Source organism: Pseudomonas abieticivorans, from assembly GCF_023509015.1.
Taxonomy (GTDB): domain Bacteria; phylum Pseudomonadota; class Gammaproteobacteria; order Pseudomonadales; family Pseudomonadaceae; genus Aquipseudomonas; species Aquipseudomonas abieticivorans.
In genome coordinates this window covers 3,484,841-3,499,661 of sequence record NZ_CP094975.1, presented here as the reverse complement: position 1 = coordinate 3,499,661, position 14,821 = coordinate 3,484,841, and the positions used below count along the sequence as shown (strand labels likewise).

Sequence of the window (14,821 nt, the reverse complement as noted above, 5' to 3'; positions counted from 1 at the left end):
AGTTATATTTTCTAAGCCGTCCCCCAATCCTGACTAGCTCAGGTAAGAGCTAATGGAGACAAAGACGTCCACTATTAGGAAATAGGCGCTCTGCAAAGACCTTTCAGTGCCAGTGGGAGGATCTTACTAATCCCGCACTAGTGTGATTACGATGCCCACAACCCTATAGAGCACATTTTGAATATGAAAGGCGAGACATAGATGGGTATTGCTCGGTACAGCATATATCCGAGCGCGACAAGTAACATAACATTGGATAAGCGATCAACACCCTTTATCCTAACTTTAGCCTTCGCAATCATACCCAACACTGATAACATCGCAGCGTCTGCCTTGCTTTTAACAGCGGCTTCCTCAGCGGTTTTACGATAACGAGTGAATGTCTGCCGAACCTCAAACTCCAAATTATCAAGCGTGGACAGCTGGATTTCATTGGTGCCTTTGGTTATTATTTTGACCATCCAGAGACCGACCAGCACAAGTACCGCTTCAGCGACGCCAAAAGTTCTGACAAGTGCAGCGATGGCAATCATCGCTCCAGGTATTGCAAATGCCTTATTTTGAGCAGTAGAAATGGTATCATTGAGCTTATTAACATAGTCAATACTCTTCTCCGCGACCTCCTCCAGAGCTTTATTGATTGAATATCTGTGTATTAGCGTATCGAAACTTTCCACATACTTAGAAAGCAGAGAATCATGCTTTTCCATACTTTGAGAAAACAAATCTTTAGCGCCGACCTCTAAATCATCAAAGAAATCCATCAAAGCGACACGCATGGTCTCACGTCGCTCAGTATCTTGAGCGTCTTTAATATGAAGATACTCCAGCAGCCGACGAGCCGTATCATGGGCAATGGGAGTTGCTATAGAGAGGACCTTATTGAGAGCCAATTGCGGCGTAACGCTATATTTCCTTGCTCCTTTTTCACCCCCGACAAAGAACACGAAGGTTTCGGATGAACTAGGTGTTCCTAAGTGATCTGACAACTCTAGAAATAGAGACCTCCAACTAGCATAGCAATTCAGCGCTACCGTCAAATCTGTTTCTTCAGCAGATAGGCTTGTAGAACCACATTCAGTAATATAAAAATAACAAAATTTCGGAATGGAACTATAATCTAGCCAGAACCCTTTTCTGTCTCTATAAAAATATAACGCACGGGCAGCGCTCCACGCCGCCTGCGCGTTAGAAACGCTGATCGTTAAGTCGGTCGTATCAAAATCGCGTTCATATCCTAACTTAGAGATAGCATCTTGTATAAAAGCAATGTCCGTCTTGTCACTAGGGGTGACTACGACATAGTCCTCGTCCCAAGCTACTACTGACCCCTTTAGTAACTTTGCAAGACGAACACGCTCCCCTTCAGTCATAGTCCACCCCTAGTAGTTCCATTAGGCGACTACGGGATACCTCATCAAGCGGAACCCTAAGAAATTGAAAGTTCTCATCCACAGTAATCGGCTTATCTGACCCTGCAACTCCAATAGACGAAGACTTAACACGACAGACATAGTTCCTACTATTATCCCTGACCTCCACCTCCAACAAAGTATTGACTGTTCTGCTAGTTACCTCAAAAAAATCATTAACCATGTATTCATTAGCATTCACAAATGTAGAATATTTATTTTTTAAGGGCGAGTCTAATGGTAACTCCTTATCAACCAAACTCTGAATCTCTACTAGTTTTATTATTTTGTCATTCTCAGACTTGGATTTAGCAGAAAACAAGTCAGTGATACTCGTCTCAATTTTATCTCTCACGGAAAGAGGGATCGCATTTTTTTTCGCGAACTCGCGAACCGCACTAATAATATTCTCCGCACTATCCCTATTAGTGACTGACTGCTTACAACCCAGTGCCTCTTGAAAAAATGCGCTCTTTGATCCGGCCTGGATAAATCTTAAATAAGCCTCTCTTCCAAGCTCAGGATACACTATTGAAAATAAATTCAAGTCGAAAAAAGCCGCCTGTTTCAGCTCACTAATATTGATCGATGTGAGCGATTTAGGCTGCAGATTCATGTCAAACTCAAAACCGCTCTGATTTCCAAGCATGACAATAAGTATGCGGCCTTGATCGTCCGCCTCAACAGTAGAATAGTGAATGAAAACTATATTACCGCCAACCAGGCCCTTACGCTCAGGGAGGTTGCCAGTTCTTTCAAGCGACTTACATAAAAGCTTGACCAACACTGTAAAGTCTGCGCTACCGATATAATTGTATAGATGCTCAGCGGTTTTGTGAATGGACGTGCTATCGAAAACCCCATGCAGCTTTCCTTTTTTTCGAAACTTCTCCTCAATCTTCTCCACGAACATCTGCGCCGTAGTGTCAGAGTTATCCCAGATCGCTCCAAGTGATGAGACGAAAGGGAAATCGGTAATACTTTTGTCGCGCTCAAAACCTGCGGTAATAGCGGACTTAACGATTACATTTACCTTCCTGATCTCATCTTCGACTACTACTTCTCCAGCCATCGGTTCTTCTACGCTCATATACACTCCATGTTTGAGGTGACCGCCTGCATTGGAAGCATCGGCTTATCCTACGCGGCAAACTAACAATCAATCGGCAACCCGTAAAGCTGCATAAAGGATGAAATCATGCCTATGTGAGGTGAGCAGAACAACGTCAAAGAGTTCGCACTCCCTCATGATGACGGATATTTCACCTGAAGTTAACGCCTTGTGATGCTCATAGGAATCTCGTTTTCAGCTCAGCCTGGATAATTCGCCGTAGTCCAGCCTCCGCATCTCTCCTGTTGGAAAAACAAGCCGATAGACTGAACCACTCTTTCAGACGAAGGTTCCGATAAGCGACGATATCCAAGCCGGGAATATTAAGGAGGTCAGCGGCTTCTTCAAGTATTCTATCCAGTTCGTGAGCCGCCCATTTATTTTCAACTGCATCACAAATCTGCTTAACAGCATTTTCTCTATCCGAAGTCTCTGCTGTGGCGCTTACCCAACAATTACTGAGGTTATCTATAATATCAATAACAGTTATGCATAGTGCAATACAGCATTTCTCCCAATCGACGGGTTCCCCCCCGTTCTGTAGAAGCCAAATATCGACTTGAGACCTAGCGCGATAACCTGAAGATTTTTCATCACCTGCTAGATTGTGAGTGAGTACTGTACGCAAGTCATGTACGTGTTTATTACCTATCCCGTTTCGCGTAGCAGCCGGAGGATCGGAAACTTTCAGCAAATTACCTACCTCCCGAAAAGCGGATTGCCCTGCTTCAACTAAAAAACCATAGCTCCAAGTCACCAGCTTTGTGAAGTAGAGCTCATCCATAGGCTCTTCAGGGCGCCGCAGTGTAACTACCTTTACCATGTCAGTGTTAGTAGAAGAGTTCAACAGCAGAGTGAACTCATCCGCTTTTTTCAAAACTTCTGAAAAGTTCATCGTGGACGGAGCCTCGCTGGATAAGGGTCAGCTAAGGTGCCCCTATAGTTAAACACTATAGAGAAATCTCTTACTACTTTCCCAACCGCCAGCTCTAGCCCTGGAAAGTAATTCTCAGTCAGGTCCACACACTGTCCAAGCCCTTCTACTCTAACAGACCATCTTTCAGGACCAATTCGACGCTCCACAATACCACTAAAGATTTTAGGCTGAAATGCTTCATCAGTAAGGACGTGCCGATTAGTAACTCTACCAGCCTCAACAAACTCTGTTTCATTCGCTAACCTTCGCCAAGCCTCGGCGCTAGCTCTCTCATTATTAGAAAGCCAGGTCATCACCGCTTCCAGATAGCGAAATCTTGGCTGCATTTGATTGACACCTATTGCCGCCATATCTAGCAATATGTCTTTGATTGCCAGGCGCTGGACTTCCCTAGTAGGTAGGGGTTGACGAGTTCCTTTAAATATCCATCGCCGAGTAAATACTAACCACTCCATTGCTAGCAACAGTTGGAGACACCTGATATCGGATGAAATATCAGAGTATACATTGCGCAAATAACCGGATGCCGCCTGGGCTTGCCGTACGACACTATCAGAAACCTCGTCATCCCCCTCCAACTTAAGAGGTGCTAAGGCTTTCGCCCGTATGTAATACCCGGCCGTAGAACCTGCCGCTATCAATGCATCAAAGGCATCGTCAGCGAGATCTGAATCGTCAAGCACCTCCGCCAAAATAAGCCTTTGGCGTTGGTACTGGTCATAGTGTGTTGAATCTAAGACACTAGTATCAATCAAATCTAAGGTAGCGCGTAAATCAGCTTGGATTTCAATTGTCTGCACTTCATTGAGTGCGTTAGTTTCTCTTAATATCCGAGCCGGCATCCACAAGGCGATATCTAACGGCACGTAACTATCTACTCTACCGGTTGCTATGCGTACTGCTTCTCTAGCTGCCTTATAGCTAGACCAAACCGCATTTCCGCTTTTATCTCTCTGTGCGCTATCAGTAGCCAGAAATCCGTAAGTCGCGGCACGTTCGACCCAGAGATGCTCTCTGGTTCGGCGCGAAGCAAAAATTCCTTTAGCCCCTTTCTGCTCTATAATCTGAAGCGCAGAATCAACTACCACAGTAGCTTCTTCCAGCAGCTTCTCTTTTTCATCAGGAAGGATGTCATTGTGAGTTCGAACGTACGCCCGCCGAAGTGCAGACTCTTGGAGCATCAAACGACCATTGCTTACACCAGTTACTCCTCTCAGAGTTGTTAGTGCTCTCCCAACATCGGCATAACTATTCGAATAGCGATTGCCCGCTGGGCCATCTGGTCCCAATGCATGCGCAATTTCTGCTACAAAGAAAGTCTCCTCACTATTGTCGGGCCCCGCTCTAGTCGCACAATGAATCAGGTGGATCAGAGCAGCCGCCTCAGCATCTGCGCCCCCCAATCTGCGATTACAGACAATTTCTGCCTCAATCTGTAACCTTGCTCCAATGAGGTATTCAGAACACTCATCATCAGCCTGTTTCCATCGAAAAAGATCTTGCCCTTCGAATAACTCCATGACTAAATCAAGATCGATTCCATGGCCTACATAACCTCGATCAACGGTAATAGCTCGGAATACTAGACTCAATGGAATACTTTTATAAAGACGAGACGCCGCCATTACGTAGTCAATCAACTTCCCAGCAGGACTATCACTGGAAATGTCAAAATCCCCTACCTCTGAAATTGTAGGAGATTCAGGATGTTTTAACCCTTCGGCTACAAGTAGTTGACCTAAAGTACCTAATGCTCTGATAGGTTTTGGTTTGGCGCCGCGCGTTCGTAACTCTCGCTCCACCACTGTAGCTTCTCGACCTAATCCATCAGAGATACGTCCTCTGCTTAATGGAAGCGACCAGTAGAAGTTTGCAAGTGCGTGTTCACTTGGTGCTTCAGAAGCATTATTTAAATCTGCATCCGGTGCAAAATTTGTGATGAGTACCGATAATGAGCTCTGTTCTTCCTTGGACAACGTCGAGCTGGCTTCGAAAAGCCGGCCTTGCATCGCGCCAATTTGCTCTATTTTATAAGATGTACCTACGACAACTACTTTATGGCCGCCGCTTCTGAGAGCCCTCAATAGGTCATCGTATCTTTGCGGAGATGCGGTAGCATCTACGATTAGAAGAGTTACTCCACCTGCCTTATCGACTGCTTGCAGGAATTCTGAAAGGTCACCTGGTTGCGGCACTCGCCCCTGAGCCATTAGTACTGCAGCGCCATGTTCTCGCGCGCGCAGAGCTAATCTGGCGATCGAAATTGATTTGCCTACGCCAGATTGACCATGAACAATTATGGCGCCCTGCTGTGTATGGTGTTGGCCGAGTGCTCTTTCCGTGCGACTCCATAAACCTGGTTCAAAGTCTCTTACGATAGCATAGTGACGCCTCACTCCCTCGAAAACCGCTCTCGCCCCGCCGATTATCCCGTGAAAATTATGAAAGTATAAGGATTCTTCATCCGGGCTATAAGGTGCCAAAAAACCCATCCATGAGTCATCTACAATAGATGCCGAAGCTTGGGTATGAAGACGCAACTTAGCCGAGGTTATAAGTTTTTTGCCATCTGAAAGCGACACAACCTCCGGTTCATTCCACGAGTCCGCTTCAGATGAGGAAAAGGTATTGTTAACATATGTCAATATTTGAGACAAACCACGTTCATCTCGGATAATTATTCCATTCTCTCGCAGCTCATTATAAAGCGCTGCGTCTTCCCCACTAAAAGAGGGCTCATCTCCACACCACAGTACGCCGCTTTTGGGGGCGCTGCATAGTCCTGTAAGTATCTCTTCAGGTCTAAGCCAATCCATGCCCGGGCTATAGCCATCTATGACTATCAGCCCCAGCATAGTTGCTGTTTCATCTAGATTTCGTAGCATAGCGCCTGTATGCCGTAATCTCCGGGTAGCTAGGCCTCTCACTGACAGAGGAGGCTGCATGTCCGGGATCCCCGCGCTAGCACGGCCAAACAAATAGTAAATTGGCGGCCGCCGGATACTTCTCAATGCTCTTGGAGTAGGTGTACCCAATAAAACCAACTCAGGCTCTCGCCCTCCACTAGCAAAAATGTTGCCAATCCCGGGATCAATTGAAGAAGTAAATACCGCGCTAAATCGAAACTCACTATTTATGACCAGTGACGCGGATGGCGTCCTTCTTGTAAATCTCTCCCCGAGCCACGTATAAAAACTTTCAGGCAGAGATTCTCGACCTAGGAGATCGCTCCAAGAGCTACCGCTCTTCCCAGCTTTTTCAATTGCCATGCCAAGCACCGGATCGGGTGCGCCAGTGCTGTAGCCGACAGTTTGGCCTAAAATGGCAACCACTGGCCTATTAGCTGTCACGAATTGGTGGAGGAGTTCCTCTCCCCTGCCGTCCTCACCTTGGATTTGAGTCAAGAACGATCCCTCCGCAGGTTCACATGAACAATAGTATGGAAGCTTATGTAGATAAGCATAACACCCGACTGTGTGGCTAGGGTATGCCTCAGCTGATACGGCCAAATGCCATCCCATGCTTGGACGCCATTTCATAGGTGACAGCCATATTGATACAGATGTATAGTGACACCCTAAGTGATACGGAAGGCTTTACAATGTTCATTCGCGCCTACCTTCGAGCTTCGACAGATGAACAGGACGCCGGTCGCGCACGAGCTGCGCTGGAGAAGTTCGTGTCTAGCTATGGCAAAGCTATCGCCAGTGAGTATTTGGAGAATGCTAGTGGTGCTTCCCCTGACCGAGTAGAGCTGCTTAGGCTACTCAAAGATGCTAGGCACGGAGATGTCCTACTCATCGAGTCTATCGACCGTTTGTCGCGTCTTCCCGTGGATGACTGGCAAAAGCTCAAAGCCACCATCGACGCCAAGGGACTACGTATCGTCGCACTGGATCTTCCCACGAGTCACCAGGGTATGCGCGACACTAAGGGTGACGAGTTCACTGACCGAATGCTCGGTGCCATCAACTCCATGCTGGTAGAAATGATGGCAGCCATTGCACGAAAGGATTATGAGCAACGCCGTGAGCGTCAGGCCCAAGGAATAAAGAAAGCTAAGGCTGCTGGCAAATACCATGGTCGGCAGATCGATGCAGATTTGCACAAGCGGGTGAGGGAATTGCTGTCCGCTGGATTAGGCATTCGTGCGACCGCACGCCACGCCGATTGCTCGACTACAACGGTGATGAGAATTCGGGATTTCAGCTGACCGACGAGGCATCGTTACACCGACGTATCCTGATAACCCTAATGATCCTCAAGGATCGCCGCTGGCGGTCTCGCCACTAATACGAGGCGATTGTATGGCACTGAGCTGACCAATACACGGATGCCACCCGCCCCGGCTGATCCGGGCCTGGACCAAAGCTCTGTAGGCTATGGGTTCTGGTGCGCATTTGCGCCTATGCCGTCGCGAATTACACGATAAGCATGCCGCTACGATATTGCTGCGCCCATCACGCCCGCCATCCTGACGAGCGACCAAATGCTCAGCCGTGCATTGGAACTGGCGAGCTTGGCTAAGGCTGATACCGTAAACGCTCGCAAAACATTCAACAGAAGAGCGCCACATTGGGTACTGGCAATAGAAGCAGCGCCCTTTCTGGTGTTCGAAGGCATTTGATCGGGATTTGACGAGAGTTTTGGAGTGTGTGGGCACAACGGCCTCCTAACGAATTAAGGAAGTCCGCTGAGCTCTCAGAGCGCTACACGGTACCAGTCGATTCGATCGAACTGGCCAAGCATCAAGCCCTATGGATCTCGACAGCTGGAATTTACCTCGCAGCACAGCCACCCGCAAGCATCGCAATAGCTCGCTGCCAAAATCGGAGGAATCCATCCCTCATGCGGCGGCGCTGAATCGGCCGCCTAGCACCAACCCTGCTACGCTTGTCTCAACAATCCCCCAATCTAGGCATGCAGGCTAATATGGCCAACCCACTCGATCTGAAAGACGCCCTCCGCCTGCTGAGCGTCAATCAGCTAGCCATCGCGGCAGCAGTCGAAGAGCTCGCCCTCTGGGCTAAACAGCAGGGGGCAACGGAAGCATTCCAGCACGTCCATGATTGCCTGGCGACGCTGGACGGAAACTCACACTCACTTACCGTAGCGATTGAAGGCACGAGCATGAATGAATCAGTGCATTGAGCGTCGCAATGCGCGTCCTAAACTGCAGAACCTGAAAATCAAGCAAAAAAAAGCCCCACCGGACGTACCGAGCGGGGCTTTTTCATTTGTCTGATGCTGTCACCCTGCTGTCACAGGGATTTTAGCTACCAGACCAAATCTGGGGAAAGTGCCGAATTCATTGGTGCCGGAGATAGGAATCGAACCTACGACCTTCGCGTTACGAGTGCGCTGCTCTACCGACTGAGCTACACCGGCTGGGTGTGGTGTGTACGCTAGCATTTGCTTGGGGAAAGGTTCAACCAGCAAAAAAAGCTCCGCGGGTGAGCGCGGAGCTCTAAAAACTACTTTAAGGCGTAGCAGCCGCTGCCGCAGCAGCACAACCTTTAGGCAGGTAGTCGGCATCTACACTACTGGCACTGCAACTCCAGCCCGTCGCTACACTACGGGTTAGTGTAATCACACCCGAACTAATAACGGTCGGCGCATTAAGCAAAGAGCAGGTAATAGTCGTACCAGTCACGCCCACGGTACAGTTTTGAGTGGTATCAGAGCCACCAATACCGGCAGCAGTGGAAGGCGTTACACCATTACCCAACTGTTCCTCGAAGCCATGCTGCAGTGCCGCGATCTCTGCAAGTCCTGCAGTGGCTTTCGCACGGGCCTGGTATTTCGAGTAAGCAGGAATAGCGATAGCCGCCAAAATACCGATAATGGCGACCACAATAAGCAATTCAATTAAGGTAAAGCCTTTCTGAGTTTTCATAGATCCGTCTATCTCAACAAGTAAAAAACCGGCCAGAATGCTAGCATTCTGGCGCAGTTTTAGTAAACACTTACGTCGATCAATATTGAAATGCTAACTCCAATACAGAACCGTTAAGATCAAGAACAGCCCTTTGGCTTGTAGTCGGCGGTGATAATGGCGTTAGTCGCACAGGTCCAACCGGTCGTTGCGTCTCGGGTCAACGTGATGGTGCCAGTCGAAATAACAGTCGGCGCCCCAACCAGAGCACATACGATAGTCGTACCAGTTACGGTGAGGGTGCAGTTCTGAGTCGGGCTAGTACCGCCAATGCTGGCCGCAGTTGATGGTACAACACTGCTGCTCAATGCATCTTCAAAGCCCGTTTTAAGAGCCGAAATTTCTGCCAAGCCAGCGGTGGCTTTAGCGCGTGCCTGATACTTGGAGTATGCAGGGATCGCAATAGCGGCCAGAATGCCGATGATCGCTACAACGATCAACAGCTCGATCAGGGTAAAACCCTTCTGTCCCTTCATATTTTCGTCTCCGAATGTGTAAAAAGGCTGATTGCCTGAAAGGACATCAGCAAACCCCATGCCATTCTCTGGGACCGTAACTACAGGCAGCAGGGTGGCCTCGGGATTCTGCAGGCGCAGACAGAATGAGGACGAAACTGACGTTTTTTGTCACACCCTTTTATCCGATTTGGCACCACCGCCCGACTACGCTATAAAACACGGATTAGTTGTGTCTGGTGCCTAAATGAACGATATCGCCCTCACTGGTTTGGCCAAGCATTTGGTCCAAGCCGAACTGCTCACTGACAAAAGCGCGCAACAGGCGTATCAGCAAGCCCAACGCAACCGAGTGCCGCTGGTACATTTCCTGGTACAAGCCAAGCTGGTGAAGAGCCGCGAAATCGCCGAGGTTGCCTCCGAGCAATTCGGAGTGGCCTTCATGGACCTCAGCACTTTGGACAAGGAAAGCCAGCCAAAAGGACTGGTCAGCGAGAAGCTCATTCGCCAGCACCACGCCCTACCTTTGTGGCGGCGCGGTAACAAACTCTTTGTGGGTGTATCCGACCCCACTAACCATCAGGCGATCACCGATATTCAGTTCAGCACCGGCCTGACCACTGAAGCCATCCTTGTCGAAGACGACAAGCTGATGGACGCCATCGATAAATTTTTTGATAACGGCAGCACCGGCCTTGAAGAAATGGCCGATGTAGATCTGGACGGACTCGACGTTCAAGTAGTGGACGACGGCAAAGATGAGCCAGTAGGCCAGGAGTCGGATGACGCGCCGGTGGTACGTTTCGTCAATAAGATGCTGCTTGACGCGATTCGAGGCGGCGCATCGGACTTGCATTTTGAACCCTACGAAAAGATCTACCGGGTGCGCGTCCGTACCGACGGCATCCTACGCGAAGTGGCCAAGCCTCCAATCAACCTGGCGGGCCGTATCGCCGCTCGCCTGAAGGTCATGGCCAGCCTGGACATCTCCGAACGGCGCAAGCCACAGGATGGCCGAATCAAAATGCGCATCTCGAAGAACAAGGCGATCGACTTCCGAGTCAATACCTTGCCCACCCTATGGGGCGAGAAGATAGTGATGCGGATCCTCGACCCTTCCAGCGCCCAGATTGGCATTGATGCGCTGGGTTACGAAGCAGAACAAAAAGAACTCTACTTGCAGGCACTCCGCCAACCACAGGGCATGATTTTGGTCACCGGCCCTACCGGCTCCGGTAAAACCGTATCGCTCTACACCGGCCTAAATATTCTCAATACCGTGGATATCAACATTTCCACCGCCGAAGACCCGGTGGAGATCAACATGGAAGGTATCAATCAGGTCAACGTCAACCCCAAGCAAGGACTGGACTTCGCCCAGGCACTGCGCTCGTTCCTGCGTCAGGATCCGGACGTGATCATGGTGGGTGAGATACGCGACCTGGAAACTGCGGAAATTGCGATCAAGGCCGCACAGACCGGCCACTTAGTGCTGTCGACGCTTCACACTAATAGCGCTGCGGAAACACTGACTCGCTTGCAGAACATGGGGGTAGCCGGTTTCAATATCGCGACCTCGGTCAACTTGATCATCGCCCAACGGCTCGCACGCAAACTCTGCACCCACTGCAAGAAAGAGATTCAGATCCCTCGCGAAACGCTTATAAAAGAGGGGTTCCCTGAAACCCGCATCGGCACCTTCAAGGTCTACGAACCGGTTGGTTGCGACCAATGCAATGGCGGTTACAAAGGCCGCCAAGGGATTTACGAAGTGGTCAAAAACACCCAGGCACTGCAGCGCCTGATCATGGAGGAAGGTAATTCCATTGATATCGCCCGCCAAATGCGCAAGGAAGGCTTCAATGACCTGCGTACCTCCGGGCTGGACAAGGTCATGCAAGGTGTCACCAGCCTTGAGGAAGTCAACCGGGTTACCAAGGACTAAGCGATGGCGGTCAAAGCGGCAAAAGTCAGCGTCTATGCCTGGGAAGGCACGGACCGTAAAGGCACCAAGATAACCGGCGAACTGAGCGGCCCCTCGCTGCCGTTGATCAAGGCACAACTGCGTAAGCAGGGCATCAACCCAATCAAGGTTCGAAAGAAATCCACGTCACTGTTCGGCAAAGGTAAAAAGATCAAGCCGCTGGACATTGCACTGTTCACACGCCAGATGGCGACCATGATGCGCGCAGGCGTACCACTGCTCCAGTCCTTTGACATCATTGGCGAGGGCTTCGAGAACCCAAACATGCGTAAGCTTGTCGACGATCTCAAGCAACAAGTCGCTGCCGGTAATAGCTTTGCAAGCGCCCTGCGACAACGACCGCAATACTTTGACGACTTGTACTGCAACCTAGTCGACGCAGGCGAACAGGCCGGCGCTCTGGAAACACTCCTGGACCGCGTGGCCACCTACAAGGAAAAGACAGAAGCACTCAAAGCCAAGATCAAAAAGGCCATGACCTATCCAGCAGCGGTGCTGGTGGTTGCCTTTATTGTTTCGGGCATTTTGTTGATTAAGGTAGTGCCTCAGTTCGAGTCCGTTTTCAAAGGCTTTGGTGCAGAACTGCCTGCCTTTACGCAGATGGTAATCGATCTCTCAGTCGTGCTGCAGGAATGGTGGTATCTGGTATTGGCGGCAATCATTGCTGCTGTTTATGCGTTTAAATATGCCCATAAAAACAACCAGCGTTTTCATGACGCAGTTGATCGCCTACTGCTCAAACTTCCCGTGATCGGTGGCATTCTTTACAAATCAGCGGTCGCCCGGTACGCCCGCACACTATCTACAACATTTGCTGCTGGCGTTCCCTTGGTTGAAGCACTGGACTCCGTCTCGGGCGCAACAGGAAATATCGTCTTCAAAACAGCCGTCAACCGCATCAAGCAAGATGTATCCACAGGTATGCAGCTTAATTTCTCCATGCGCACAACTGGCGTTTTTCCCAGCCTGGCCATCCAAATGACAGCCATTGGTGAAGAGTCGGGCGCCCTGGACGATATGCTCGACAAGGTCGCCAGCTTTTATGAAGCCGAAGTCGATAACATGGTCGACAGCCTAACCAGCCTAATGGAACCACTGATTATGGTCGTCCTCGGCGTCGTCGTCGGCGGCCTGGTAGTCGCCATGTACCTCCCCATCTTCCAACTCGGCAACGTCGTCTAACCATGCCCCTATCCGAATACCTGGCCAGCTCCCCCCTGGCCTTTACCCTCTGCGCGCTCATCCTGGGCCTTGTCGTCGGCAGCTTCCTGAACGTGGTCATCCATCGCCTGCCGAAAATGCTCGAAGCCGACTGGAAAACCCAAGCCCGCGACATCCTCGGCCTGCCCGCCGAACCCGCCGGCAAGACTTACAACCTATTACTCCCCCACTCCCACTGCCCGCACTGCGACCACAAGATCCGCAGTTGGGAAAACATCCCGGTCATCAGCTACCTCGTCCTGGGCGGCAAGTGTTCGGCCTGCAAGGCGCCGATCAGCAAGCGCTACCCGCTGGTTGAACTGGCTTGCGGTCTGCTGTCCGCTTTCGTCGCCTTGCACTTCGGTTTCGGCTGGCAAGCCGGCGCATTCCTGCTGCTGACCTGGGGCCTGTTCGCGATGAGCATGATCGATGCCGACCATCAGTTGCTGCCCGACGCCTTGGTGTTGCCGCTGCTGTGGCTGGGGCTGATCGTCAATGCGTTCGGCTTGTTCACGTCACTGACCGATGCGCTGTGGGGTGCGGTGGCGGGCTACCTGGTGTTGTGGCTGGTGTTCTGGCTGTTCAAGCTGGTGACCGGCAAAGAGGGCATGGGCCATGGCGATTTCAAGCTGTTGGCCATGCTGGGCGCTTGGGGTGGCTGGCAGATTTTGCCGTTGACGGTACTGTTGTCGTCGCTGGTGGGGGCCATTCTGGGGGTGATCATGCTGCGCATGCGCAATGCGTCGAACAGCACGCCGATCCCGTTTGGTCCGTATCTGGCCATTGCGGGGTGGATCGCATTGCTCTGGGGTGATCAAATAACCACCTCATACATGCATTTCGCTGGTTTCTGATGACAACAGCAGTTTCCAAACCCTGGGTGCTGGGGCTTACCGGTGGTATCGGCAGCGGCAAGAGCGCTGCGGCGCAGCGGTTCAGCGAGTTGGGCATTCACGTGGTGGATGCCGACCAGGCCTCGCGCTGGGTGGTCGAACTTGGCCGCCCTGCCCTGGCTGCGCTGGCTGAACACTTCGGCAACGGCGTGTTGCAGGCCGATGGCACCTTGGACCGCGCAGCATTACGCCAGCTGATTTTCGAAGATGCAGGCGAGCGGCGCTGGGTCGAGGCCTTGCTGCATCCGCTGATCGGTGAAGAGATCGCCCGCTCGCTGGCCAGCGCCACGTCGCCCTATGCGGTGTTCGTGTCGCCGTTGATGGTGGAGTCTGGGCAACACCGTATCGCCCAGCGGCTGTTGGTGATCGATGCCCCCCGCGAAGTGCAGATTGAGCGTACGCTGCGTCGCGACGCGACCAGCCCGGAGCAGGTGCAGGCCATTCTAAAGGCCCAAGCCAGCCGCGAAGACCGCCTCAAGCATGCGGACGACGTGGTGCTCAACGACCGCGATCTGGTCTGGCTGTATGCCGAGATCGATCGCCTGCATCACTTTTACCTGACCTTGCGTGGAGGCCAATCATGAGCCAAATGACCGTAGACTGCCCAACCTGTGGCGCCCCGGTGGAATGGAGCGCGGCCAGCCCGAACCGGCCGTTCTGCTCGGACCGTTGCAAACTGATCGACTTGGGGGCGTGGGCCTCCGAAGAGCACAAGATCCCGGTGGCACCGGATGCCGAGGATGAGATGTTCAGCGGGGATTTTCCGCATAACGAGCATTGAGCCCTGCCCTCAAGGCGTCGCTTGAAAACTGACCGCAGAATATAGCCCCTGTAGGAGCGGATTCATCCGCGAATGGCGCGCCGCTCCCATCAGACATCCCGCGGCGCATTCTT

The 14,821-nt window shown here is 51.2% G+C and carries 14 protein-coding genes and 1 tRNA gene; 7 read left to right on the top strand and 8 right to left on the bottom strand.

Annotation, left to right across the window (positions count from 1 at the left end):
* Window positions 1-146: 146 nt before the first annotated feature.
* From L9B60_RS16050 to L9B60_RS16035, 4 genes are all read right to left on the bottom strand, one after another.
* Window positions 147-1,373, bottom strand: a complete 1,227-nt coding sequence (locus tag L9B60_RS16050) for an anti-phage protein (RefSeq protein ID WP_249671628.1) — start codon at window positions 1,371-1,373, stop codon at window positions 147-149.
* Window positions 1,366-2,502 (bottom strand): nucleoid-associated anti-phage protein, encoded by a 1,137-nt coding sequence (locus tag L9B60_RS16045; RefSeq protein ID WP_249671627.1) that lies wholly within the window; start codon window positions 2,500-2,502, stop codon window positions 1,366-1,368. Before L9B60_RS16045 ends, L9B60_RS16050 begins: the two co-directional genes overlap by 8 nt.
* Window positions 2,503-2,701: 199 nt before the next feature.
* Complete coding sequence (locus tag L9B60_RS16040) at window positions 2,702-3,418, bottom strand: hypothetical protein (protein WP_249671626.1); 717 nt, start codon at window positions 3,416-3,418, stop codon at window positions 2,702-2,704.
* A complete protein-coding gene (locus L9B60_RS16035) occupies window positions 3,415-6,864 on the bottom strand; it encodes an ATP-binding protein (protein ID WP_249671625.1) in 3,450 nt (1,149 codons plus the stop codon). Before L9B60_RS16035 ends, L9B60_RS16040 begins: the two co-directional genes overlap by 4 nt.
* Before the next feature lie 197 nt (window positions 6,865-7,061).
* Here L9B60_RS16035 and L9B60_RS16030 point away from each other — a divergent pair, with 197 nt between their 5' ends.
* Window positions 7,062-7,673, top strand: a complete 612-nt coding sequence (locus L9B60_RS16030) for a recombinase family protein (protein WP_249671624.1) — start codon at window positions 7,062-7,064, stop codon at window positions 7,671-7,673.
* Between the two features lie 48 nt (window positions 7,674-7,721).
* Here the strand turns inward: L9B60_RS16030 and L9B60_RS16025 are convergent, their stop codons facing one another.
* Entirely contained in the window at window positions 7,722-8,036 is a 315-nt protein-coding gene (locus tag L9B60_RS16025; RefSeq protein WP_249679752.1) for an HNH endonuclease, read from the bottom strand.
* A 356-nt stretch (window positions 8,037-8,392) separates the two neighbouring features.
* Here L9B60_RS16025 and L9B60_RS16020 point away from each other — a divergent pair, with 356 nt between their 5' ends.
* A complete protein-coding gene (locus L9B60_RS16020; protein ID WP_249671623.1) occupies window positions 8,393-8,611 on the top strand; it encodes a hypothetical protein in 219 nt (72 codons plus the stop codon).
* A 161-nt stretch (window positions 8,612-8,772) separates the two neighbouring features.
* On the opposite strand, the gene L9B60_RS16015 is transcribed toward L9B60_RS16020, so the two are convergent.
* From L9B60_RS16015 to L9B60_RS16005, 3 genes are all read right to left on the bottom strand, one after another.
* Window positions 8,773-8,848: transfer RNA gene (locus L9B60_RS16015), tRNA-Thr, on the bottom strand.
* Between the two features lie 91 nt (window positions 8,849-8,939).
* Window positions 8,940-9,356, bottom strand: a complete 417-nt coding sequence (locus L9B60_RS16010; RefSeq protein WP_249671622.1) for a pilin — start codon at window positions 9,354-9,356, stop codon at window positions 8,940-8,942.
* 119 nt (window positions 9,357-9,475) lie between these two features.
* On the bottom strand, window positions 9,476-9,871 hold the full coding sequence (locus tag L9B60_RS16005; RefSeq protein ID WP_249679751.1) for a pilin: 396 nt from the start codon (window positions 9,869-9,871) through the stop codon (window positions 9,476-9,478).
* A 226-nt stretch (window positions 9,872-10,097) separates the two neighbouring features.
* Here L9B60_RS16005 and pilB point away from each other — a divergent pair, with 226 nt between their 5' ends.
* The 5 genes from pilB to yacG are packed head-to-tail and all read left to right on the top strand — an operon-like array spanning window position 10,098 to window position 14,708.
* Window positions 10,098-11,795, top strand: a complete 1,698-nt coding sequence (gene pilB / locus L9B60_RS16000; protein ID WP_249671621.1) for a type IV-A pilus assembly ATPase PilB — start codon at window positions 10,098-10,100, stop codon at window positions 11,793-11,795.
* Window positions 11,796-11,798: 3 nt separating this feature from the next.
* Entirely contained in the window at window positions 11,799-13,016 is a 1,218-nt protein-coding gene (locus L9B60_RS15995) for a type II secretion system F family protein (RefSeq protein WP_249671620.1), read from the top strand.
* A gap of 2 nt (window positions 13,017-13,018) precedes the next feature.
* Complete coding sequence (locus L9B60_RS15990; RefSeq protein ID WP_249671619.1) at window positions 13,019-13,888, top strand: prepilin peptidase; 870 nt, start codon at window positions 13,019-13,021, stop codon at window positions 13,886-13,888.
* The gene (gene coaE / locus L9B60_RS15985; RefSeq protein ID WP_249671618.1) at window positions 13,888-14,511 is read left to right on the top strand and encodes a dephospho-CoA kinase; all 624 of its coding nucleotides are present in this window, start codon (window positions 13,888-13,890) and stop codon (window positions 14,509-14,511) included. Before L9B60_RS15990 ends, coaE begins: the two co-directional genes overlap by 1 nt.
* Entirely contained in the window at window positions 14,508-14,708 is a 201-nt protein-coding gene (gene yacG, locus L9B60_RS15980) for a DNA gyrase inhibitor YacG (RefSeq protein ID WP_249671617.1), read from the top strand. The genes coaE and yacG overlap by 4 nt, the downstream gene beginning before the upstream one ends.
* The last annotated feature ends 113 nt before the right edge of the window (window positions 14,709-14,821 follow it).

Bases quoted from the DNA above. Each gene is read 5' to 3' on its own strand.
- L9B60_RS16050 (WP_249671628.1), bottom strand. From the start codon at position 1,373: ATGACTGAAGGGGAGCGTGTTCGTCTTGCAAAGTTACTAAAGGGGTCA.
- L9B60_RS16045 (WP_249671627.1), bottom strand. From the start codon at position 2,502: ATGAGCGTAGAAGAACCGATGGCTGGAGAAGTAGTAGTCGAAGATGAG.
- L9B60_RS16040 (WP_249671626.1), bottom strand. From the start codon at position 3,418: ATGAACTTTTCAGAAGTTTTGAAAAAAGCGGATGAGTTCACTCTGCTG.
- L9B60_RS16030 (WP_249671624.1), top strand. From the start codon at position 7,062: ATGTTCATTCGCGCCTACCTTCGAGCTTCGACAGATGAACAGGACGCC.
- L9B60_RS16025 (WP_249679752.1), bottom strand. From the start codon at position 8,036: ATGTGGCGCTCTTCTGTTGAATGTTTTGCGAGCGTTTACGGTATCAGC.
- L9B60_RS16020 (WP_249671623.1), top strand. From the start codon at position 8,393: ATGGCCAACCCACTCGATCTGAAAGACGCCCTCCGCCTGCTGAGCGTC.
- L9B60_RS16010 (WP_249671622.1), bottom strand. From the start codon at position 9,356: ATGAAAACTCAGAAAGGCTTTACCTTAATTGAATTGCTTATTGTGGTC.
- L9B60_RS16005 (WP_249679751.1), bottom strand. From the start codon at position 9,871: ATGAAGGGACAGAAGGGTTTTACCCTGATCGAGCTGTTGATCGTTGTA.
- pilB (WP_249671621.1), top strand. From the start codon at position 10,098: ATGAACGATATCGCCCTCACTGGTTTGGCCAAGCATTTGGTCCAAGCC.
- L9B60_RS15995 (WP_249671620.1), top strand. From the start codon at position 11,799: ATGGCGGTCAAAGCGGCAAAAGTCAGCGTCTATGCCTGGGAAGGCACG.
- L9B60_RS15990 (WP_249671619.1), top strand. From the start codon at position 13,019: ATGCCCCTATCCGAATACCTGGCCAGCTCCCCCCTGGCCTTTACCCTC.
- coaE (WP_249671618.1), top strand. From the start codon at position 13,888: ATGACAACAGCAGTTTCCAAACCCTGGGTGCTGGGGCTTACCGGTGGT.
- yacG (WP_249671617.1), top strand. From the start codon at position 14,508: ATGAGCCAAATGACCGTAGACTGCCCAACCTGTGGCGCCCCGGTGGAA.